The 19,627-nt window shown below is 70.1% G+C and carries 19 protein-coding genes; 13 read left to right on the top strand and 6 right to left on the bottom strand.

What is annotated here, in order from left to right:
* The first annotated feature begins 19 nt into the window (after nucleotides 1-19).
* The 8 genes from ABD296_RS29405 (at nucleotide 20) to ABD296_RS29370 (ending at nucleotide 9,763) form a co-directional block, all read left to right on the top strand.
* Entirely contained in the window at nucleotides 20-985 is a 966-nt protein-coding gene (locus ABD296_RS29405) for a substrate-binding domain-containing protein (protein WP_344274178.1), read from the top strand.
* A 19-nt stretch (nucleotides 986-1,004) separates the two neighbouring features.
* Nucleotides 1,005-1,865 (top strand): amidohydrolase family protein, encoded by an 861-nt coding sequence (locus ABD296_RS29400; protein WP_344274176.1) that lies wholly within the window; start codon nucleotides 1,005-1,007, stop codon nucleotides 1,863-1,865.
* Between the two features lie 90 nt (nucleotides 1,866-1,955).
* The gene (locus tag ABD296_RS29395; protein WP_344274231.1) at nucleotides 1,956-2,675 is read left to right on the top strand and encodes a GntR family transcriptional regulator; all 720 of its coding nucleotides are present in this window, start codon (nucleotides 1,956-1,958) and stop codon (nucleotides 2,673-2,675) included.
* Nucleotides 2,675-4,261: a carboxylesterase/lipase family protein gene (locus ABD296_RS29390; RefSeq protein ID WP_344274228.1), complete on the top strand. Its 1,587-nt coding sequence runs from the start codon at nucleotides 2,675-2,677 to the stop codon at nucleotides 4,259-4,261. The genes ABD296_RS29395 and ABD296_RS29390 overlap by 1 nt, the downstream gene beginning before the upstream one ends.
* A 115-nt stretch (nucleotides 4,262-4,376) precedes the next feature.
* Nucleotides 4,377-5,231, top strand: a complete 855-nt coding sequence (locus ABD296_RS29385) for an ABC transporter permease (protein WP_344274174.1) — start codon at nucleotides 4,377-4,379, stop codon at nucleotides 5,229-5,231.
* Nucleotides 5,232-5,329: 98 nt separating this feature from the next.
* Nucleotides 5,330-6,481 carry a lactonase family protein gene (locus ABD296_RS29380; protein WP_344274171.1) on the top strand — a complete coding sequence of 384 codons (1,152 nt, stop codon included), beginning with the start codon at nucleotides 5,330-5,332 and terminating at the stop codon, nucleotides 6,479-6,481.
* Nucleotides 6,482-6,624: 143 nt separating this feature from the next.
* On the top strand, nucleotides 6,625-7,704 hold the full coding sequence (locus ABD296_RS29375) for an ABC transporter substrate-binding protein (protein ID WP_344274168.1): 1,080 nt from the start codon (nucleotides 6,625-6,627) through the stop codon (nucleotides 7,702-7,704).
* 175 nt (nucleotides 7,705-7,879) lie between these two features.
* Nucleotides 7,880-9,763 carry a hypothetical protein gene (locus tag ABD296_RS29370; protein ID WP_344274165.1) on the top strand — a complete coding sequence of 628 codons (1,884 nt, stop codon included), beginning with the start codon at nucleotides 7,880-7,882 and terminating at the stop codon, nucleotides 9,761-9,763.
* Between the two features lie 28 nt (nucleotides 9,764-9,791).
* Here ABD296_RS29370 and ABD296_RS29365 read toward each other — a convergent pair whose 3' ends face one another.
* Together ABD296_RS29365 and ABD296_RS29360 are read right to left on the bottom strand one after the other, a co-directional pair.
* Complete coding sequence (locus ABD296_RS29365; RefSeq protein WP_344274163.1) at nucleotides 9,792-10,457, bottom strand: metallophosphatase domain-containing protein; 666 nt, start codon at nucleotides 10,455-10,457, stop codon at nucleotides 9,792-9,794.
* 70 nt (nucleotides 10,458-10,527) lie between these two features.
* Complete coding sequence (locus ABD296_RS29360; RefSeq protein WP_344274161.1) at nucleotides 10,528-10,932, bottom strand: DUF6924 domain-containing protein; 405 nt, start codon at nucleotides 10,930-10,932, stop codon at nucleotides 10,528-10,530.
* A gap of 205 nt (nucleotides 10,933-11,137) precedes the next feature.
* Between ABD296_RS29360 and ABD296_RS29355 the strand changes: the two genes are divergently transcribed.
* Nucleotides 11,138-12,088, top strand: a complete 951-nt coding sequence (locus ABD296_RS29355) for a MerR family transcriptional regulator (RefSeq protein WP_344274158.1) — start codon at nucleotides 11,138-11,140, stop codon at nucleotides 12,086-12,088.
* Between the two features lie 399 nt (nucleotides 12,089-12,487).
* On the opposite strand, the gene ABD296_RS29350 is transcribed toward ABD296_RS29355, so the two are convergent.
* Nucleotides 12,488-12,958, bottom strand: a complete 471-nt coding sequence (locus tag ABD296_RS29350) for a hypothetical protein (protein ID WP_344274155.1) — start codon at nucleotides 12,956-12,958, stop codon at nucleotides 12,488-12,490.
* Between ABD296_RS29350 and ABD296_RS29345 the strand changes: the two genes are divergently transcribed.
* From ABD296_RS29345 to ABD296_RS29335, 3 genes are all read left to right on the top strand, one after another.
* The gene (locus tag ABD296_RS29345) at nucleotides 12,944-13,237 is read left to right on the top strand and encodes a flavodoxin (protein WP_344274152.1); all 294 of its coding nucleotides are present in this window, start codon (nucleotides 12,944-12,946) and stop codon (nucleotides 13,235-13,237) included. The genes ABD296_RS29350 and ABD296_RS29345 overlap by 15 nt on opposite strands.
* 67 nt (nucleotides 13,238-13,304) lie before the next feature.
* Nucleotides 13,305-13,475, top strand: a complete 171-nt coding sequence (locus ABD296_RS29340; RefSeq protein ID WP_344274149.1) for a hypothetical protein — start codon at nucleotides 13,305-13,307, stop codon at nucleotides 13,473-13,475.
* A 176-nt stretch (nucleotides 13,476-13,651) separates the two neighbouring features.
* Nucleotides 13,652-13,897 (top strand): hypothetical protein, encoded by a 246-nt coding sequence (locus ABD296_RS29335; RefSeq protein ID WP_344274146.1) that lies wholly within the window; start codon nucleotides 13,652-13,654, stop codon nucleotides 13,895-13,897.
* A gap of 429 nt (nucleotides 13,898-14,326) precedes the next feature.
* On the opposite strand, the gene ABD296_RS29330 is transcribed toward ABD296_RS29335, so the two are convergent.
* The 3 genes from ABD296_RS29330 to ABD296_RS29320 are packed head-to-tail and all read right to left on the bottom strand — an operon-like array spanning nucleotide 14,327 to nucleotide 18,019.
* Entirely contained in the window at nucleotides 14,327-15,829 is a 1,503-nt protein-coding gene (locus ABD296_RS29330) for a DHA2 family efflux MFS transporter permease subunit (protein WP_344274143.1), read from the bottom strand.
* A 45-nt stretch (nucleotides 15,830-15,874) separates the two neighbouring features.
* Nucleotides 15,875-17,365 (bottom strand): RNA polymerase sigma factor, encoded by a 1,491-nt coding sequence (locus tag ABD296_RS29325; RefSeq protein ID WP_344274140.1) that lies wholly within the window; start codon nucleotides 17,363-17,365, stop codon nucleotides 15,875-15,877.
* A gap of 18 nt (nucleotides 17,366-17,383) precedes the next feature.
* Nucleotides 17,384-18,019, bottom strand: a complete 636-nt coding sequence (locus ABD296_RS29320; protein ID WP_344274136.1) for a YciI family protein — start codon at nucleotides 18,017-18,019, stop codon at nucleotides 17,384-17,386.
* Nucleotides 18,020-18,553: 534 nt separating this feature from the next.
* On the opposite strand from ABD296_RS29320, the gene ABD296_RS29315 reads away from it, so the two are divergent.
* Entirely contained in the window at nucleotides 18,554-19,456 is a 903-nt protein-coding gene (locus ABD296_RS29315) for an SDR family oxidoreductase (RefSeq protein ID WP_344274133.1), read from the top strand.
* Nucleotides 19,457-19,627 lie beyond the last annotated feature (171 nt).

The following is a 19,627-nucleotide window of genomic DNA, read 5'->3' as shown; positions in this document are numbered from 1 at the left end:
ACTTTCTAGGAGTACTGCAATGGACAAGCTGACGGTCGCCTTCGGCGACTACCCCCACGCGACCGGCCTCGACGTGCCGGGCTACGAGGTCGAGCCGGTCGAGGTCCGCCCGATCATCGGCGCCTACCGGCGGATGATCCGGGACCTGGAGTTCGACGTGTGCGAGCTGGCGCCCGTGTCGTACCTCATGGCGGTGCAGGCCGGCGTTCCGCTCACCGCCGTCCCGGTGTTCCTCAACCGGCGGTTCCACCACGGCGACGTGCAGTGCGCCGCGAACAGCGGGATCCGCGTTCCGCGCGACCTGGAGGGCCGCCGCGTCGGCGTCCGGGCGTACACGGTCAGCACCGGCGTGTGGGTGCGCGGGATCCTCGCCGAGGAGTACGGGGTGAACGTCGGCGCGATCACCTGGGTGGTCGACGACGAGGACCACATCGAGGGCCGCGCTCCCGCCAACGTGGAGCGGGTCGCCGACGGCCGCTCGCTCGGCGAACTGCTGCGGGCCGGCGAGATCGACGCCGCGTTCTCCGGCAACGCCGGCACCGGACGCGCGGGCGCCCCCCGCGCAGGCTGGGCCGCCGCCGCCGAAACAGAGAGCAGACCGGACGGTCCCTACCCGTTGTTCGCCGACGCCGAGGCCCTAGGCGTGGACCACTACGTCCGCACCGGGATCTACCCCCTGCACTCGGTCGTGGCGCTGCGCACCGAACTCGTCGAGCGCGACCCCGAGCTGCCCACCAGGCTCTATGCGGCGCTGGCCGACGCGAAGCGGCGCCAGGTCGCCGCCGACCCCGGCTGGACCGCGCAGAAGCGCTTCGCCAAGCAGGCGGCCCGGATCGACGGCGACCCGGCTCCCTACGGCATCGCCCGCAACGAGCCGACCCTCGCCGCGCTCGTCCGCTACTCCCGCGAGCAGGGCCTGCTCGACGCCGACTTCCCCGCCGACCCGAAGGCGCTGTTCGCCGCCGGCGACTACCCGGACGCCTGACCCCCAAGGAGACATCACCGTGGACGTCGTCGACGCGCACTGCCACATCATCTCCGCCGACCCGGCCGCCTACCCCAGGGCGCCGCTCGGCGGGAAGCAGTCCGACTGGGCCGCGACCCGGCCGGTGACGGCCGAGGGCATGGTGGCCCGCATGGACGAGACCGGCATCGCCCAGTCCGTCCTCGTGCAAGCCACCACGAACTACGGCTACGACAACGCGTACGTGCTGGACAGCGCCCGCAAGGAGCCGGGGCGGTTCGTCGCGGTCGGCACCTTCGACCCGCTGCGGCCCGACGCGCCCGCGGCGCTGGCGGAGGCCGTCGGCGAGGGCGGGCTGTCCGGCGTGCGGCTGTTCACGACCGGCAGCACGATGCAGACCCAGGGCGAGTGGTTCGCCGCCCCCGAGTCGTACGCGTTCTGGAAGCGGGCCGAGGCGCTGGACGTGCCCGTCTGCCTCCAGATGCGGCTCGGCCCCGCGACTGCGCAGGCCGAGGAGGTCCTCGACCGGTTCCCCGGCGTCCGGGTGCTGCTCGACCACATCGGCTACCCCGACATCGCCGCGTCCCCGGCCAAGGCGGGGGAGGAGGTGGCCGCGCTGGCGCGGCACGAGCGCCTCCACCTGAAGCTGACGCACCGCAACCTGGAGCGGCTGCAGGACGTGGGGGAGCGGGCCGTCGAGTTCCTCGAACCGGTCGTCGCCGCGTTCGGTGCGGGCCGGATCGCGTGGGGGTCGAACTGCCCGGCCGCCGAGCAGCCGCTGCCGGAGCTGCTGGCGCTCGCCGAGGACGTCCTCGCGCCCCTGACCGAGCACGATCGGGCAGAGATCTTCGCCGGCACGGCGCGCCGCCTGTACCCCGCGCTCGGGAAGGCCGATCACTGATCCGGACGCGGGCTCCGAGTATGGGAGCGTCCCCTACTCGGGGCGGTATCGGGCCGGCGGCGGCCGGCAGGCGGAGATGAACGGGTGATCATGATGGACTCCAGCGAATACGACGACGTGGCCGAGCCGGGCCGCACCTCGCAGACCCGGCAGGACCAGGCGTACGAGGGCCTGCGCTCGCTGCTGCTGTCCGGCAGCATGGCGCCGGGGACGCGGCTCACCGAGGCCGACCTGACCAGGATGTTCAACGTCTCGCGCAGCACGATGCGGGCGGTGCTGGTCAGGCTGGTGCAGGAGGGCTTCGTCACCAGCGAGGTCAACCGCGGTGTGCGCACGCGCAGCTTCACCGTCGAGGAGGCCCTCGACATCCTCGAGGCGCGCGAGACGCTGGAGTCCGCGCTCGCCGGCAAGGCCGCCGAGCGGGCCACCGACGAGGAGATCGACGCGCTGCGCCGCATCCTCGACGAGATGGCGGACTGCAAGGCCCGCGGCGACCAGGCCGCCTACTCGCAGTGCAACCGCCGGTTCCACCAGCAGGTGAAGGAGGCGGCCCACCAGCAGACGCTGGCCCGGGCCTACGACACCCTGCTGTACCCGCTCGTCATGCGGCAGTACCGCAACCTGTCCGCGCGGCATCCGCGGGGCGGGTCGCTGGAGGAGCACCAGGCCATCCTCCTGGCGATCGTGACGCGCAACCCGGACGCGGCGGTCGCCGCGATGCGCCACCACGTGGCCTCCGCCCGGCGCGCCCTGCTGCTCCAGACCCGGGAATCGGCCTTGGAAACCACCACTGATCGGGAAACGACGTGATGCGACATCCGGTGGCGACCGAGTCGGGGCCGGTGGAGGGGATCCAGAGCCGGGACCGGTCGGTGACCGTCTTCCGCGGCATCCCCTACGCCGCCCCGCCGATCGGGGACCTGCGCTGGCGGCCGCCGCGGCCGGCCGAGCCGTGGGAGGGCGTCCGCAGGGCGCACGCCTTCGGCCCGGTCTGCCCGCAGCCGCCGAGCGGCGAGCTGGCCGGCCTCGACCTGCCGATGAGCGAGGACTGCCTCACCCTCAACGTGTGGACCGGCGCGGAGTCCCCCGAGGAGAGGCGCCCGGTGCTCGTGTGGGTGCACGGCGGCGGCTTCCGGCTCGGCACCGGCGCCGACCCCCGCCACGACGGCGTGAACCTCGCCCGCAAGGGCCTGGTCGTCGTCACGTTCAACTACCGGCTCGGCGCGTTCGGCTTCCTCGCCACCGCCGAGCTCAGCGAGGAGTCCGGGCACGGCGCGTCCGGCAACTACGGGCTGCTCGACTGCATCGCGGTCCTCAGGTGGGTGCGGAGCAACATCGCCGCGTTCGGCGGCGACCCGGACCGGGTGACGATCGCCGGCCAGTCGGCCGGCGCCGGGACGGTCAACTTCCTGGCGATGTCGCCGCCGGCCCGGGGCCTGTTCCAGCGCGCGATCGCGCAGAGCCACGCCCGCTACTCCCGCGACCCGGAGCTGCGCTACCTCTCGACGTCCTACCGGCTGCTGCACGACGCCGAGCAGGCGGGCGCCGCCTTCGCGAAGGAGCGCGGCACCGGGACGCCCGCCAAGCTGCGCGAACTGCCGTGGCAGAAGCTGATGGGCGGCGGGGCCGTCGACACGGCCGTGCACACCGGCAGCTCCGGCAAGCCGCCGCTGTTCCGCCCGGTGGTGGACGGCTGGGTGCTCCCCGCCGGCTACGACGAGACCTACGGCAGGGGACTGCAGAACGACGTCCACTACCTCGCCGGCAACAACCTCGACGAGAGCGGCGCCGTGCCCGACGACATGTTCGCGGCGTACCGCTCGGAGAGCAAGCGGAGCCGCCGCCCGGGGATGCCGGCGGTGCACGTGACCTTGGACGCCTTCGTCGCGGCGGCGCACGAGAAGTTCGGCCCGCTGGCGGAGGAGTTCCTCGCGCTCTACCCGGCCGCGACCGACCAGGAGGCCGCGCGGGCCAGCAGCGCGGCGATCCGCGACAACGCCCGCATATCGACCTGGCTGTGGGCGGCGGACTGGTCGCGGCACGCGACCCGGCCCGTCCGCACCTACTTCTGGACGCACCGGTCCGCCGCCCCCGGCCGCGACTACCGGCGCGCCTCCCACGGCTCCGAGATCGACTTCGTCTTCGGCAACCTCGCCCCCGAGGACCCCGGGTGGACCGCCGAGGACCGGGAGATCGCGGACACGATGTCCACCTACTGGGCCAACTTCGTCGCCTCGGGCGACCCGAACGGCCCCGGGGTTCCGCACTGGCCGGCCTGCACGCCGGACTCGGAGGCGGTGATGGAGGTCGGCGGCGGGTTCGGGCCGATCCCGATCGCCGAACCGTCCAGGCTCGCGTTCTGGAAGCGCTTCTTCCAGACCCGGGACGCCTGGTGAGACGCCTGGTGGCCGGAGACCGCCGGCCCGGCGCGGCGACCGGAACCGACCGGAACGACCGGACCAACCAGTACCTGCAGTATCGCTGCCGGACACGGTAGAGGAGGAGCGGACCATGGTAACCGCGACCAGAAGTGCGGAACGCGCGACCGAGGCGGAGACGGAGCCCGGGCGGCGGGGCGAACGGTGGCGGGGCACGGCCACCGTGGTGCTGCTGCGGGTCGCCGTGATCGCCGTCGCCGGCGTCCTCTGGCAGGTGCTGAGCGGGCCCGTCCTGCCGGAGTACGCCGTCAGCAAGCCGACGGACGTCGTCGACGCCCTGTGGACGTTCCTGCAGTCCGCGCAGGGCTGGACCGACATCAGGACGACGTCGATCGAGATCCTCGCCGGCTTCGGCATCGGGGTGGCGCTCGGAACGGTGGCGGGCCTGGTGCTCGGCTCCTTCCGCCTCGCCGGGCAGGTCCTGGAGCCGCTGATCGCCGCGATCAACGGCATTCCCAAGATCGCGCTCGCCCCCCTGTTCCTGCTGTTCTTCGGCATCGGGATCTGGTCCAAGATCGCCATCGCGGTCACCGGCGTGGCGTTCGTCGTCTTCTACAACATCTATCTCGGCCTGCGGCTGCGGGAGCGTGAGCTCGTCGAGGTCGTCCAGGTGATGGGCGGCCGCAGGCACCACGTGCTCAGCTACGTCACCGTCCCCACGCTGGCGGCGCCGTTCTTCGCGGCGCTGAAGACCAGCGGGCCGCTCGCCATCCTCGGCGTCATCGGCGCCGAGTTCATCGCGTCCGCGGAAGGGGTCGGCCACGAGCTGTTCGTGGCCGCCAGCAACCTGGACGCGCCGAACGAGTTCGCCGGCCTCATCGTCCTCGTGGTCATGACGCTCATCCTCAACGGGATCCTGAGCTGGCTGGACGCGTACGCCCTGAAGAAGCTCGGCCTCGCCGGCCGCCGTCGCGGACGCAAGGGCTGAGGCCCGCTCCCCGCGGACGGGCTGTCCCCGACCGGCCCGCTCGCACCCACCCCACCATCACCTTGCGCGGCCCGCGGGCCGCGGCTGGGAGTCTCGTCATGCCCGAATCACACCCCACCCGCCGGACCGTCCTGGGCGCGGTGGCGGCGACCGCCGCGGCGCCCCTGCTGGCCGGCGTCCCGGCCGCCCGGGCCGCCGCCCGCCGCGGCGACCTGCTGTTCGTCAGCCCATGGAAGGGCACCCAGATCTACGGCGCCCGCTTCGACGCGGACGGCGGCGCCCTGACCTCGCTCGGCCCGGTCGGCGACGCCCCGTCCAACTGGACCGCGCCGCACCCGGCCAGGCCCCTGCTGTACGTCGGCAGCAGCGAGGACGGCGGCATCGTCTACACCTACGCGATCGACCGGACGACCGGCGCCCTGACCCGGACCGGCACCGCCGTCCGCACCGACGAGGGCGGCACGGCCGGCGGCGGCATCTCCTACCTCGGCGTGGACCGGCCGTCGCAGGCGCTGCTCGTCGCCAACTTCGAGGCCGGCCTGGCCGCCTCGCTGCCGCTGCCCAAGGGCGTGCCGGGACCGCCGGTCTCGGTGGTCAGGGACACCGGCAGCGGACCGAACCCCCGCCAGAACGGCCCCCACGTCCACCACGTGACGATCGACCCGAGCGGACGCCGCGCCCTGGTGGCCGACTTCGGCGCCGACCGGGTCTTCGTCCACGGCTTCGACCGCTCCACGGGCGCCATCACCCCGGGCACCGGGTCGTACGCGTCCGCCCCGGGTTCCGGCCCGCGCCGCGTCCTGTTCCACCCCCGCGGCCGGACGGCGTACGTCCTGAACGAGCTGTCGGGCGACCTGGAGACCCTCGACTGGCGCAACGGCACCCTGACGCCGCGGCAGCGCCTGGCGCTCGACTCCGACGCCTTCACCGGAACCAGGAGCGGCGCCGAGCTCGCCCTGAGCGGAGACGGCCGCTTCGTATACGCCTCCAGCCGGGGCGAGAACGTCCTGGTGGTGTTCGCCGCCGACGAGCGGACCGGCCTGCTGAGGCTCGTCCAGCGCATTCCCAGCGGTGGACTGAAACCGTGGAGCCTCACCCTCCACCGCAGCGGCCGCTGGCTCATCGCCGCCAACCAGGCGAGCGGCACCGTCACGGTCTTCGCCGTGGACCGCCGGACGGGCGCCCTCACCGCCGTCGGCGACCCGGTCGCCTTCCCCGCGCCCGCATGCCTCACCTTCCTTGACCGATGACCCGTGCGACGACCGCCGCGGAGGGAGCCGCCGCACCGACCACGGGCGGACCGGCCGCGGCCGCCCGGGCCTCCCCCGAGCCGCGCGACCCACCACCTGAAGAACGCCGCTTCCCACCCCCGACCCTGGTGACAGGAGACCTCATGGCACACCGCAACACACTTCCCGGCTCCGTCGGCGGCACGTCCCTCACCCGCCGCCCCGTGCGCGTCCTCGCGCCGGCGGCCGCTCTGGTCCTCGGCTCGGCGCTGCTGAGCGCGTGCGGCGGCTCCTCCGACTCGGACGGGCTGACCTCGGTCACGGTCGGCAGCAACGGCAACATCTTCGACATGCCGCTGAAGCTGGCGGACTCCGCCGGCTACTTCCGCAAGCAGGGCCTCAAGGTCAAGTTCGTCACCACGACCGCGTCCACCGGGACCTCGGCGCTCCAGTCGGGTTCCGTCCAGTTCCTCAACAACAGCCCCACCGGCTTCACCTCCGCTCTCGCCAAGAAGGTCCCGGAGGTCGCGATCGCGGTGTCCGGCCTCGGGAACCCGCTCGGCCTCGTCGTCAGCAAGAAGTTCGCCGCCGCGCACAAGCTGACCGCGGAGACCCCGGCGGCGCAGGTGGCCCAGGCCCTGTCCGACTCGAAGGGCGGTGTCAGCTCCGCCAACACCAAGGCCGAGGCCGGCCTGTTCCTCAAGGCGAACGGCGTCGACCCCGGCAAGGTGAAGTGGGTGACGCTGCCGAGCGCGTCCGCGGACAAGGCCGCGCTCAGCAGCGGCCAGATCGACTGGTTCATCACCTCCGAGCCGATCCCGCTCCAGGTCCAGAACGAGGGCGACGGCATCGTGGTGGCCGACCCGAAGAAGGCCCCCATGTGGGCCGCCGCGCAGGCCGGCTACGGAGAGGTCGTCGTGGCGACCAAGAGCTACCTGTCGGGGCACGCCGGCGCGGCCAAGAAGTTCGTCGCGGCCGTCCAGGAGGCGAACAACTACCTGGCCACCCACCAGGGCGACCCCACGGTGATGGACGTGGCGAGGAAGGTGCAGCAAGGCGTCCCGGACGAGGTGCTGAAGAGCAGCGTCGCGCTGGTCGAGTGGCCGAAGAGCGGCTCGATGGACGCCGCAGGGTGGACCAAGACCCTCGCCTTCGTCAACTCGCTGGGGGCGCTGCCCAAGGGGGCGGAGGTCTCCTCGGAGAACTGGACCAACAAGTACCTGCCGGCCGGCGGCCAGTCGTGACATGAGCGGCGGCAGGAAAAGGCCCGATCGCGCTTGCCGCGTCCCCCGCCTTTGGCGTTTCGATTTTGCCTGACGGCCGCATCGGGTGCGGCGGATTCCCGGTGCGGCACGTGCGTACGTCGACGGAAATCTCGGGGGAGAAGCGAAAGGAAATGGTAGAGCGATGGAAACCAGCATGAGGCGCAGGACGTTCCTGGCGGCCGGTGCGGCGACGGTCGGCGCCACTCTGCTGCCCAAGCCCTTCTCCGTGGCGGCGGCCGCGGCAGGCAAGAAGGGCGTGATGCTGATGAACCGGATCGGGCCGTCATCGTCGGACCTCTACATCGCCGACAGCGACGGCGCGAACGAGCGCGAACTGCTGGCGACCGCGGGCTACGACTACAACGCCGGCATCTCCGCCGACGGCCGGTCGGTCGTCTTCACCTCGGAACGGACCGGCGACGGCAATTCCTGCCTCTACCGGGCCCGTATCGACGGCACGCGGATCCAGCCCCTGGTGGTCAACGCGGCCATGAACGACTCCGGCGTCCTGTCACCCGACGGAACCAAACTGGCGTTCGTCTCCACCCGCGGCGACCACAAGGCCCACATCTGGGTGATGGATCTGCGCACCAACGCGCTGCGCTGCCTGACCAACGGCTCCGCGGTCGCCGGCGACCCCGCCCTCCCCGACGGCCACTTCCGCCCTTCCTGGTCGCCCGACGGCCGGTGGATCGCCTTCTCCAGCGACCGCGACACGGCGTGGCGAGGGCATGACGACGGCCGCGGCTGGGAGCACACGCAGGAGCTCGGCGTCTACATCATCCGCCCCGACGGCAGCGGGTTCCGGCAGGTCGCGTCCAGGGCGGGCTACTGCCTCGGCTCGCCGAAGTGGTCGCCGGACGGCGGCCGGATCGTCTTCTACGAGATCACGACCGAGGGCACCTGGCTCGCGCACCGCCCGGAGGGCATCGGGAAGGTCGAGTCGCAGATCGTCTCGGTCGACGTCGCGACCGGCGCCCGCGTCGAGCACACCTCCGGGCCCAACCTGAAGGTCTCGCCCCAGTACGTGAGCGCCACCGAGATCGGCTACCTCGTCAAGGGCGGGGCCGACGAGGGCCTGGCCTACACCGGCGGGTCCCTGCCGGCGGTCAAGCGGGCGCTGCGCTCACCGGTCTGGACGCCGGACGGGAAATCGGTGATCTACCAGAAGGTCGGCTTCACCCCGCGTCCGATCGACACGCCGCTCTACAGCTGGGACTCCAACTGGGAGTACCGGCACTGCGACGTGTTCCCCGTCCTGTCGAGGCAGGGCCGCCTCGCGATCACCGAGAAGCAGCTCGGCAACTCCTCGATCGTCACCCTGCGCCCCGACGGCACGGACCGGCGGGTCGTCTTCGACAACGCGACCAGCGGCCTCGACCCGGTCCTGATCGCCAAAGGGCTGGCCGGCGCGTTCCGTCCCGCGTGGTCGCCGGACGGCGAATGGATCGCCTTCGGCCTGGGCGGCTGGTTCCAGGAACGCGCGGAGATGACGGCCGTGGTCGCGCGGGTGCGCAGCGACGGCTCGACCTGGGAGAAGCTCACCGACGGCTCGGCCAACGCTGGCTTCCCGAGCTACTCGTCCGACGGCAACGAGATCGTCTACCGCGTGTGGGGCGCGGACGACAAGGGCCTCCGCATCCTCAACCTGACGACGGGAGCGACGCGCGTCCTCACCAACGAGTTCGACAACCTGCCCGACTGGTCCCCGGACGGCAAGCTCATCCTCTTCACCCGCAAGACGAGCGCGACCAATTTCGACGTGTGCACCATCCGCCCCGACGGAACCGGCCTGCGCGTCCTCACCAGCAGCGGCGCCAACGACGGCCACGCCGTCTGGAACTACGACGGCCGCATCCTCTACAACAGCGGCATGTACGGCTTCCGGCAGGAAGCGGCGCTGTACGACAACACCTTCCAGCCCTACGGCCAGATCTTCAGCATGAAGGCGGACGGCTCCGACAAGAAGCTGCTGACCGACAGCCAGTGGGAGGACTCGATGCCGCTCTACCTCACGCAGGACGTCCTTTCCCAGTGACCTGAGAAGCCGACCGGCCCTGCGGTGTTCAGCGGGTGCGGGCGGCGGGGACGACCTCGCCGACCGCACCCGAAGGGTCCAGCCGGATGACGGTGGGGCCGCGTTCGCACTCCCAGGTGGTGACGTTCGCGAAGGCCGTCCCGTCGCGGTGCCAGAGGCCGCCGTCCTGGTGGATGTGGCCGAACACATGGAGTTTGGGGCGAACCTGCCGCACCCGTGCCAGGAGGTCCGCGCAGCCGTGGCGGCCCGGCAGGGCACCGGCGTCACCGATGCCCAGCGGGGGGCCGTGCGTGACCAGGACGTCGACCTGGTCGGGAATCACGGACCATTTCTCGGCCAGAGAGCGGCCGCGGGGAAGGTTGAAGGCCCAGTCGTTGAACTCCGGCTGCCAGGGGCTGCCCCAGAACGTGACGCCGTCGATCGCGGTTCCGCTGTCCTGCAGGTAGCGGACGCCGCGCTCGGCCAGGACGGCGCGGGCCTGATCGGGCCGGTCCTCGAGCATCCGGTCGTGATTGCCCGCGACGACGATTTTCGTTCGGTGGGGGAGGGCGTGCAGCCAGTCGGCGGCGTCCTGGAGTTCCCGGAGGTCCTCGCCGCGCCGGCACAGGTCGCCCGCATGGACGAAGACGTCCCCGTCAGGGACGGCGAGTTCGTGATGAAAGGTGTGCGTGTCGGCGACGGCGACGATTCGCATCCGAAAAGCGTACCGGCACCCCCACGGCGTCAGATGGCACCGGCTCCGGCCGCCGCCACAGGCGTTGACGTCAGAAGCCCCGGTAGGTGCCGTCGGCGTCGACCGATTCGGCGAATTCGTCGAAGTCCATGTTGTAGAGCGAGAGGTTGTTCTCGATCGACCAGAACTCGGCGGTGACGACCCGGATCCGCCCCGGGGGCTCGCCCTCGAGGTCGATGACGAGCAGGGGCATCTCCGGAGAGGTCAGCGTGATCCCGTCCGCCAAGGCCAGAAGACGGTGCCCGCTGTTCTCCGAGACGAGCGGCAGAATCTCCTGCGCACCCAGACCCTGGTAGGCGCGGTCGTCGATGAAGACCGCCTCGGCGGTGAAACCCTCCTCGTTCGGCGTTCGGACGGCCGTTCGCAGAGCCTCCCAGGCATCCTGGTCGGAGAAGTCGGTGCGGATCAGCAGCGTGCTCTGAGAAGAGGGCAGCATCGGTGGTTTCCCTTCCCTGCGGCTTTGCCATCGGGGGCCGTCAGATCGCCGGGGCCGGCGGCCATTGCGAAGTCACGGTAGGGCTCGGCACTGACGCTTCGAGTCCGTCGACCGGGCCGTCGCGTTCCCCGACCGGCCGGCAGCGAACCGGACGGCCGGTCGGGGAGCCGTTAATGGACCTGCTGGACCGGGGTATTGGGTGACCATGGGGGACACGGCAGGCGAAGAGGCCGAGCTCGGAACGGATGCGGTGGCGCGCCGGCTGGGGGTGGCGGTCTCCACCCTGGACACTTGGGACCGCCGGTACGGTGTCGGGCCGACGGGCGGCGGTCCCGCCGGGGACCGGCGCTACACCTCCGCCGACGTCGCCCGAGTCGAGACGATGCAGCGGCTCCTCCTCGCCGGGACGCAACCGGCCGACGCCGCGGTGGCCGCCCTGGACACGCCGTCCGACGAGCCCGCGGCGCCGCACGCCCACGATGCCGACGGCGACCGCATCCCTCTCGACGCCCCGGCCGCCGAGCACGACGCCTCACGAGCGGAGCAGGTCAGGGAGCTGGCGCGCGCGGCGATGGCGCTGGACGAACTCGCGATGACCGACGCCGTGCGCTCCGCTCTGCGGCACGGGGGCGTCGCGGCGGCGTGGGATCAGGTGCTGGTGCCGGTGCTCGTCGGAATCGGGCGCAAGCACGCGGCCACCGGCAGATATGTCGAGGTGGAGCACCTGCTGTCGGCGGTGGTGTCGCGCTCCCTGGTGGCGGTGGCGCCGCCCGAGGCCGTGTTCCCGGGCCGGCAGGGCCGCAGGCCCGTGCTGCTGGCGTGCGCTCCGGAGGAGCAGCACAGCCTGCCGCTCCTCGCACTGGCCGCCGCGCTGGCGGAGGCCGGCGCGGCGAGGCTCATGCTGGGCGCGCGGGTACCGGCGCCGGCCCTGGCGGCCGCGATCGAGCGGGCCGCGGCGCACTCGGTGTTCGTCTGGTCGCAGACCTCCGAGACCGGCGACCCGTCCTGGCTCGCCGACCTGCCCGTCACGCGTCCCGCCCTGCGGATCGTGGTCGGCGGGCCCGGCTGGGACGGCGAACGCCTCCCGCCCGAGGTGACTTTCGCAACGTCCGTCTCCACAGCGCTGGACGCACTCCGCGTGATCCCTCAGCTCTGACACCAGAAGCCATCAGGAGCGACCTCGCTCGCCGCCGGCGAGCTTCCGGCGTAGCGGCTCCAGCGTGCCGGGCAGCAGCTTCGGGATGCCACCTCTGCTCATGTGAGCCTTTCATCCTCGGGTGACCTGGTAGTTCCATTGGTCCGCTCCCTTCCTGACGGCCCGACCGAGACGCCCATCCTTTAAAGGCGACAAGGGGCAAGGGCGGTCGGCTACCGTGACATCAGAGGCCAGAATCGCTGGCTATTCGTGCTTCCGGGGTGTGTCATGAACCAGGCAATGCCACCCGCCGACGGCATGCACAACGACTTTTCCGGCACCGCTGACGCTAGCGTGCAAGCCCGCGACATTCACGGCGGTGTACATGTTCACCGGGAATGCGTCCGCCTGCCCCTTGCTCTACGTATCGTCGCCGAACGCGCCACCCAACCATGCACTACGGCCCCTCAGCACGTTCGTCGAGGAGCTGACCGACCAGCAAACCCGGCTCGACGCACTGGCCATGGACGATGACGAGGAAACCACCGCAGTACGGGCGGTCTTCTCCTGGTGGAGTGAACGGTACCGCTGGTGAAGTTCGTCGGCGGTGTAGGGGCGCCAGCCGCCGAAGTTGCCGTAGACGGCGTTGATGTCCTGAGTGGAGACCGGTGACAACGCCGGTGGCACGGGCGAGCCCAGGGGCAACGCGGCCGCGGGGAAGCGCACGCCGCCGACAGGGAAGGCGTCGGCGTCCACTTGGGGCACTGACACTTTCCGGCCGGGCAGGCCGTTCAGCAGGGCCGGATCGGCCGGTTCCGCGCCGGCGGTGAGCAGCTGCTCCCTGGGCATCGGCTCCGGGCGGCCGTTGACGCCGATGTGGTGCTCAAGCACGGTGAGCAGCGGAACTACCACTACGACGGCCGCACCCACCTCAAGGTCGGCAACACCGAACGCCTCGCCCAAATGATCAGCCGATACATCGACTGCGACCTACGCCGCATCCTGCTCGCCTACCCCTACTCCGACGACTACGAACAGACCGTCCAACGCAACGTCCGCGAGCAGGACTCCGACGCACGCCCGGCCATCGCCAGCCCTCTACCTGAAGTCGATCACTATGACACCGTGCTTCTGGGCAGCCCCATCTGGAAAACGTCCGCGCACCCATGATCATGACGACCTTCACCGACGCCTGAACCTGCGCGGGAAGACCGTCGTCCCGTTCACCACCCAGGTCATGAGCGGACTCGGCACCGCCCCAAGCGACTACGCCGCCTCATGCCCCGGCGTCGCCATCGACCACGGCCTCGCCGTCCGAGGCGAAGAGGTCGACAAAGCCGACACCGACGTCCAGGCGTGGCTTGCGCGCCTCGGCCTGGTCGCCTCACCGTTCAGATCCAGCAATTGAGGAAGCGGCTGGCAGCGGTAGTTGGTCCTGAGCAAGCCCTTCATCGTCAGACCGGCGTCGCGGTGGGATTGGCGTCGTGATCGCGGAGCACGCGCATCACGGTGGCGGGTGAGGAGTGCCTGCCCCTACACGTCGCCCTACCGGGGCGCATAGGCTGCTGACTGCTGGAGGTAAGGATGATGGACCCGCGACGCATCGCGCTCAACCGGCGGCACAGCCAGGAGATGGGTTCGCTGTTCGCAAGATTCCTCGACGCCCATCCCGATGTCGAGTCCGAAGTTCACTCAGCGCAGATGACCGACGAGCAAGATGCCGCGTGGACGAAGTTCAGTGGTGAACTCCTTCGTCGTCATCAGGCCGAGCGCTCGGCTCTTGCCAGCGTAATCGAGGCCGAACAGCGCCAACGCGAGGTCCGTGATTGAACCCGGACTCCACCGGGTTCGGTGAAGTCCTTGATGTACCCCGGGTTCGGTGATGTCACGAGGTGCTGGATCTGGTCAAGGTGGGACGTCCGGTCCGGCAGGCGGCTGAGGACCTGCGGATGCCCAGCCAGACCGTTTATGCCTGGCTGCGCCAAGACCGCATCGACGCAGGCCTTGGAACCAGGCCTGACCTCGGCCGAACACGCCGAGATGGTCGCCGCCCGGCGGCGGATCGCGCAGTTGGAGACCGCGTCGAAAGGCGAGAGGAAGTCGCAGGCGCCAGCCGGCGTTATCGTTTCCCCTCGCGAAACGGAGACGCGCCGGTCGCCGCTGCACCGTATCTCCGTGCAGTGCGACCGGCGCGACGCGTGTGCACCGCGGACTTCGGCCTCCTGAGATATCCCGACGGGTTACGGCCTGCGGAAGGCGTTACTCGCGGGCGCCGCCAACCTCGTTCCCGCCCTTGGGGTCTGTCAGCACGGACGCGACCGGCGGGGCGGGCGTCGGCTGCGGTGGAGCATGCGGAGCGCGCCGCCGGATGCCCAGTGCGACGAGCGCGCCGAGCAGGGCGAAGCCGGCGCCGACCAGTAGTCCGGCCTTCGCGCCGCTCACCGCGGCGGACGGGTCGTCCAGCCTTCCCCTCGCCGCGAACGCCGCCGTCGCGATGGCCGCGCCGAACGCGCTCCCGAAGCGCTGCAGGCTGCCGTTGATGCCGGACCCCCGGCCCATGTCGGCGGGCGGTACGGAGTTCAGCGCCGCGGTGGGCGTCGTCATCAGCGCCATCGAGAGGCCGACGCCGGTGAGCAGCATCGGTGCGACCAGTTCCCAGTAGGGCACGGTCCGGGTGGCGGCCAGCGCCAGCCAGGCAAGGCCCGCGCCCTCCGTGAGCAGGCCGGTCACGATCAGCCGACGCTGGCCTATCTTGTCGGACAGCGAACCGGCGATCGGTGCTATGAAGAATGGCATCGCCATCATCGGCAGGAATCGCACTCCGGAGGCGAACGGCGCCGTGGCGCGGCCGGACTGGAAGTACACGGAAACGTAGATGCTGCCCGCGTACAGTGCACCGGACATCAGGAACGCGGTCGTGTTGGCGGCGCTGAACGACATGTTGCGGAATAGCCGCAACGGCACCATCGGCTCCGGGGCCACCCGCTCCCAGGCGACGAAGCCGGCGATCAGCGCCGAGCCCACCGCCAGGCCGCCGATCACTTGGGGGTCGCTCCAGCCCAGGTCGTCGCCGCGGACCATGGACCAGATCGTCACCACGGCGCCGACGGTCACCAGCAGGACGCCGGGCAGATCCAGTCTCCGTCCCGGGCCGTGGCTCTCCGCGATCCGCCGCGGGACCAGAGCCAGCAAGACCAGGCCGATCGGCACGTTGATCCAGAAGACCCAGTGCCAGTTCAGGTTCTGCGTCATCGCGCCGCCGATCAGCGGCCCGAGGGCCACTGCCAGGCCGCCGATGCCACCCCAGATGCCGATGATCGAGCCGCGGCGCTCTGCCGGGAACACGCCGACAAGGATGGTCAGGCTAAGCGGGAGGATGATCGAGGCACCCACGCCCTGCACCGCTCGGCCGGCGATGAGGACGGCCATGTTCGGGGCGACGGCGCATAGTGCGGAGGAGGCGGTGAACACCGCCAGTCCGATGGAGAACAGTCGTCGCCGTCCCTTCAGGTCGGCGATCGCCGCCGCCGTGATCATTCCGGCGGCCCAGGTGATCGCGTAGGCATTGACGGTCCATTGGAGGGTGGACGCACTGGTGTTCAGGTCGTGGCCGATGTCCGGGAGCGCGGTGATGACGATCAGCCCGTCCAGCGCGCACATGCTGTACGCCATGACGGTCAGCGCCAGCGTCCAGCCCTGTGGGTCCGTCAGGGACTTGCCGGCGCCGGAGCGGCGTGTCGGTGGGGAGTCTTCGAGTTCCATGGCGAGACCTCCGAGAGGATTCCGCGGCCGCCCTCGGCGGCCCCTTCATCCGTCCCACGTGCGAGGGTCGCCGGATTCGACAGGGGCCGGGGAAGTTTTCGGGGTGGCAAGGACGACCTGGTCCTCCGGTGGGTCCGTCTCAGGACGGGACGGATCATCGCACCTGGGACGGGCGTTCGCGCCGAGACGGCGCGAGAGCTCGCTGCGCAGCGCCTCGTTCTGCGTCGCCTCCACGGCACGCGCTAGCGAGGCGGCGGCCTCCTCGGCGGCACCTGCGCGCCGCAGCAGGTCGGCGTGCGCGGCGTGCAGGGGCGCGTAGGCGGTCAGCGCGTCGGAGGCGAGTACCCGATTGAGGATGGACAGCCCGGCCTGGGGCCCGTAGGCCATGCCCACGGCCACTGCACGGTTCACCTCGATCACCGGGGACGGGGAGACCCGGGCGAGTTCGCCGTACAGCGCGGCGATTCGGGTCCAGTCGGTCCGTGCGAAGTTCGGGGCCTTGGCGTGCACCGCCGCGATGGCGGCTTGAAGACGGTAGGGCCCAGGGGGAAGCGGATCCGGGACGTTCTCGACGAGACCGATCCCCTCGGCGATCATTTCGTGGCGCCAGGTTGCACGGTCCTGCTCGGCGAGCGGGATCGGTCGCTCCTGAGCGTCCTGCCGTCCGGGGGACCGGGCGTGATGCAGCAGCATCAGGGCGAGCAGGCCGCGATTCTCCGGGTCCTTCGGGACCAGTCGGCAGAGAAGGCGGCTGAGTCGGATCGCCTCGTCGCACAGCTCGGCGCGGACCAGTTGCCGGCCCCGCGTCGCCGAGTAACCCTCGGTGAAGACCAGGTACACGACCCGCCGCACGCTGGCGAGCCTGCCGACGAGTTCGTCCGGGCCGGGCACGCCGAAGCCGATGCCGGCCGCACGGATCTTCCGTTTCGCCCGCACAAGGCGCTGAGCGAGGGTCGGCTCAGACAGCAGGAAGGCGCGGGAGATCTCAGCGGTCGACAGACCCGCGACGTAGCGCAGGGTCAACGCCACCTGTACCTCGAGCGCCAGCGCCGGATGGCAGCACATGAAGATCAGGCACAGCTGATCGTCCTCTGAGACCAGGGCGTCGTCGCCGGCCTCGGCGATCTCGGCTGCGTCGATGCTCTCCCCGGACCCGGCCATCCGCCACAGGTCTTCTGCGTAGCGCGCCGCGACGCCCTCCTTGCGGAGGTGGTCCAGCGCCTTACGCCACGCGGTCACCATGAGCCAGCCGCCGGGCCGCGGCGGCACGCCCTCGCGCGGCCACAGTTCCGCGGCCTTGGCGAAGGCGTCTTGGGCCGCGTCCTCGGCCAGTTGCAGGTCGTTGAGGCGCCGCGTCAGCGTGGCGACGACCGCGGGCCATTGCTCGTGGAAGAGGCGGTCCAGGTTCGGCGTACTCATATCGGAGGTGCCCGGTTCTTCAGGGTGCCAGCGGATGCGGCTGACGTGTGTCGTCGGTCTTTCAGCGGTCTGATCTCTGCCGCACCGCGGTCCGTGATCGGCGTCCGCGATGCCCACCGGATCGCTGTGTCCAGGCTAGGAGTATCGATCAGGCCGGTGTGTCAGCCGGTCTTTCAGCGGTCTGATCTCCACCGAGCCGCGGTCCGTGATCGGCATCCGCGATGCCCACCGGATCGCGGTGTCCAAGTCAGGGGTATCGATCAGATAGAAGCCGAGAAGGTGCTCTGTCGTCTCGGCGAAGGGGCCGTCGGTCAGCAGGGTCTCGCCGGCCGAAGTGCGCACCGTCGTGGCCGTCTCGACGCTGTCGAGACCCTGCGCCGTGACGAAGACGCCGGCCTCCCGGGTGGCCTCGAAATACGCTTCCCACTCCGGTCGAGAGCCATCGGGCTCGGCGTCTTCGTCCGCCGTTCCATAAAGGAGGAGGGCGTATCTCATTTGCAGGCCTCCAAGTCGAGTTCTTCTGGTCGTAGGACACGTCAACGTAGCGGGCAGGCTTGCCGATGGTGTCGGAGATTTTGCGGGTGGCCTGGTCATGGTGCGGGCCTTGGGGTCGGTCATAGGGTGGATCTGGCCTTCATGGCCAGGTGTGGCGAGCACCTTGTAGGCCACTTTGTCGATCTCGACGCCCGGCAGATCCCGCAGGATCTCGGCTTTTGTCGGCTCCCGTGCGAGCGCGCGGGTCGACCGCCTGTTCGGCGTGAACTCGCGCACGACCGTCGACTCGGGCCGCCCGTTCGCTCCTGTGATGAGGATCGTCGTTCGCTCTTTCTGCTGAGGATGCCACGAAGATTACAATCCGATACTTCAAAGTACAACATCCGTACCTGGGTCGTCCGAGAACCGTCGGCGACGCTCAGCCGCTGGGCCGGACTCGACCCAACGCTCCAGGTCGGGGTGCTCGCCCATCCCGGTCGCCTTGGCCACGTCGATCGCCGCGGCCCAGCCACGATCTGTTCGTGCGAGGATCCTCGACATCCTCCGGCTCGCGCATACGTCGAACTTCGTCGCCTTGGCCTGTCAGGTAGGGCATGCCGACTGGAGTCGCGGATGTTGGTCACGGCCTTGTGAGGCACGTCACACTTCCACCTCGGATAGATGAGTCCTGGGTTGAAACTCGGTCTATATCCATGTGGGTGCGCAGTCGCATCGAGCTCATCCCTGGCAGGACGATGTTGCCGATACGAAAAAGAATGTCCGTGGCGGCCGTCCCTGTGTCCTATTCGAGCAATGGAAGGAAGAACGGGCATGATCTTGGTTACGGGAGCAACTGGCGAAAGTGGCGCGGCCGTCATCGGAGAGTTCGTGCGCCGCCAGTTGCCGGTGCGTGCGCTGGTGCGAGACCATGCGAGGGTAGGTGGCGATGTGCCGGCGAACGTCGAAGTCGTCGAGGGCGACATGGCGGATTCGGAGACGCTTGGCGATGCGCTCGCGGGCGTCCAGAAGGTTCTGCTGATCTCTACTGCTGATCCGGATCTGGTGCGGACGCAATCCTCGTTTATTGATTCCGCCGTTAATGCTGGAGTCCGCCACATCGTCAAGTTCTCGGGCATGGGGTGCTGGAATGACGCCGAATTTCGATTCGCCCGGATGCATGCCGAGGTCGAGGAGTATCTGGAGAAGTCAGGGGCGGCGTGGACGCATCTTCGTCCCAGCACGTTCATGAGTGACTATTTTCGCGAGGCTCACGCCATCAGTGCCGAAGGTGTACTGGCCTTGCCGATGGGCGATGCACGGATCGCGCCGGTGGATACCGAGGACATCGCGAAGGTCGCGGTGTCGCTTCTGCACAGTGGTGGTCACGAGGGCAAACGGTATGAGATGACCGGCCCGGAAGCGCTGACCGTCGACCAGGTGGCCGCGACGATCTCGCTGGCGGCCGGCAAGTCCGTTCGCTATGTCGACATCGATCCCGCCGAGAAGACCAGGGCGATGCTCGATGCCGGGGTTCCCGCCTACTTCGCAGACGCCATGGAGGAGCTGTTCAGCCAGCGCCGCCGGGGGGCCGACGAGTCCCGGGTGAACCTGAGCACCCACCGGAAGTTCGGCGTGAGGCCGACCACGTTCGCCGAGTTCGCCCGCCGCAACGCAAGTGTGTTCCGCGGCGAGAAGACGGCTTCCAATCCGTCGAAGTTCGGCTGGCGATCCTAGTCTCATGTTTGGAAGGTCTTCAACATCGGGTGCTGCAAACTCGACGGTTGTCGCACCCGGATGACTCGAGCGGTGGCTGGGACGAGGCCATCGACGATTGCGACTCCGTCGCTTGAGGTCTCTTTCCAAAAATGGCCACAGCCGTGGACCGGTCATGTGAGCTGTTGGCAG

The organism is Actinomadura napierensis (assembly GCF_039529375.1).
Lineage (GTDB): Bacteria > Actinomycetota > Actinomycetes > Streptosporangiales > Streptosporangiaceae > Spirillospora > Spirillospora napierensis.
This window is presented reverse-complemented; position numbering and strand designations above follow the sequence as displayed.

Bases quoted from the DNA above. Each gene is read 5' to 3' on its own strand.
- ABD296_RS29335 (WP_344274146.1), top strand. From the start codon at position 13,652: ATGATGGACCCGCGACGCATCGCGCTCAACCGGCGGCACAGCCAGGAG.
- ABD296_RS29390 (WP_344274228.1), top strand. From the start codon at position 2,675: ATGCGACATCCGGTGGCGACCGAGTCGGGGCCGGTGGAGGGGATCCAG.
- ABD296_RS29375 (WP_344274168.1), top strand. From the start codon at position 6,625: ATGGCACACCGCAACACACTTCCCGGCTCCGTCGGCGGCACGTCCCTC.
- ABD296_RS29355 (WP_344274158.1), top strand. From the start codon at position 11,138: ATGGGGGACACGGCAGGCGAAGAGGCCGAGCTCGGAACGGATGCGGTG.
- ABD296_RS29360 (WP_344274161.1), bottom strand. From the start codon at position 10,932: ATGCTGCCCTCTTCTCAGAGCACGCTGCTGATCCGCACCGACTTCTCC.
- ABD296_RS29340 (WP_344274149.1), top strand. From the start codon at position 13,305: ATGAGCGGACTCGGCACCGCCCCAAGCGACTACGCCGCCTCATGCCCC.
- ABD296_RS29385 (WP_344274174.1), top strand. From the start codon at position 4,377: ATGGTAACCGCGACCAGAAGTGCGGAACGCGCGACCGAGGCGGAGACG.
- ABD296_RS29315 (WP_344274133.1), top strand. From the start codon at position 18,554: ATGATCTTGGTTACGGGAGCAACTGGCGAAAGTGGCGCGGCCGTCATC.
- ABD296_RS29330 (WP_344274143.1), bottom strand. From the start codon at position 15,829: ATGGAACTCGAAGACTCCCCACCGACACGCCGCTCCGGCGCCGGCAAG.
- ABD296_RS29405 (WP_344274178.1), top strand. From the start codon at position 20: ATGGACAAGCTGACGGTCGCCTTCGGCGACTACCCCCACGCGACCGGC.
- ABD296_RS29370 (WP_344274165.1), top strand. From the start codon at position 7,880: ATGAGGCGCAGGACGTTCCTGGCGGCCGGTGCGGCGACGGTCGGCGCC.
- ABD296_RS29380 (WP_344274171.1), top strand. From the start codon at position 5,330: ATGCCCGAATCACACCCCACCCGCCGGACCGTCCTGGGCGCGGTGGCG.
- ABD296_RS29365 (WP_344274163.1), bottom strand. From the start codon at position 10,457: ATGCGAATCGTCGCCGTCGCCGACACGCACACCTTTCATCACGAACTC.
- ABD296_RS29395 (WP_344274231.1), top strand. From the start codon at position 1,956: ATGATGGACTCCAGCGAATACGACGACGTGGCCGAGCCGGGCCGCACC.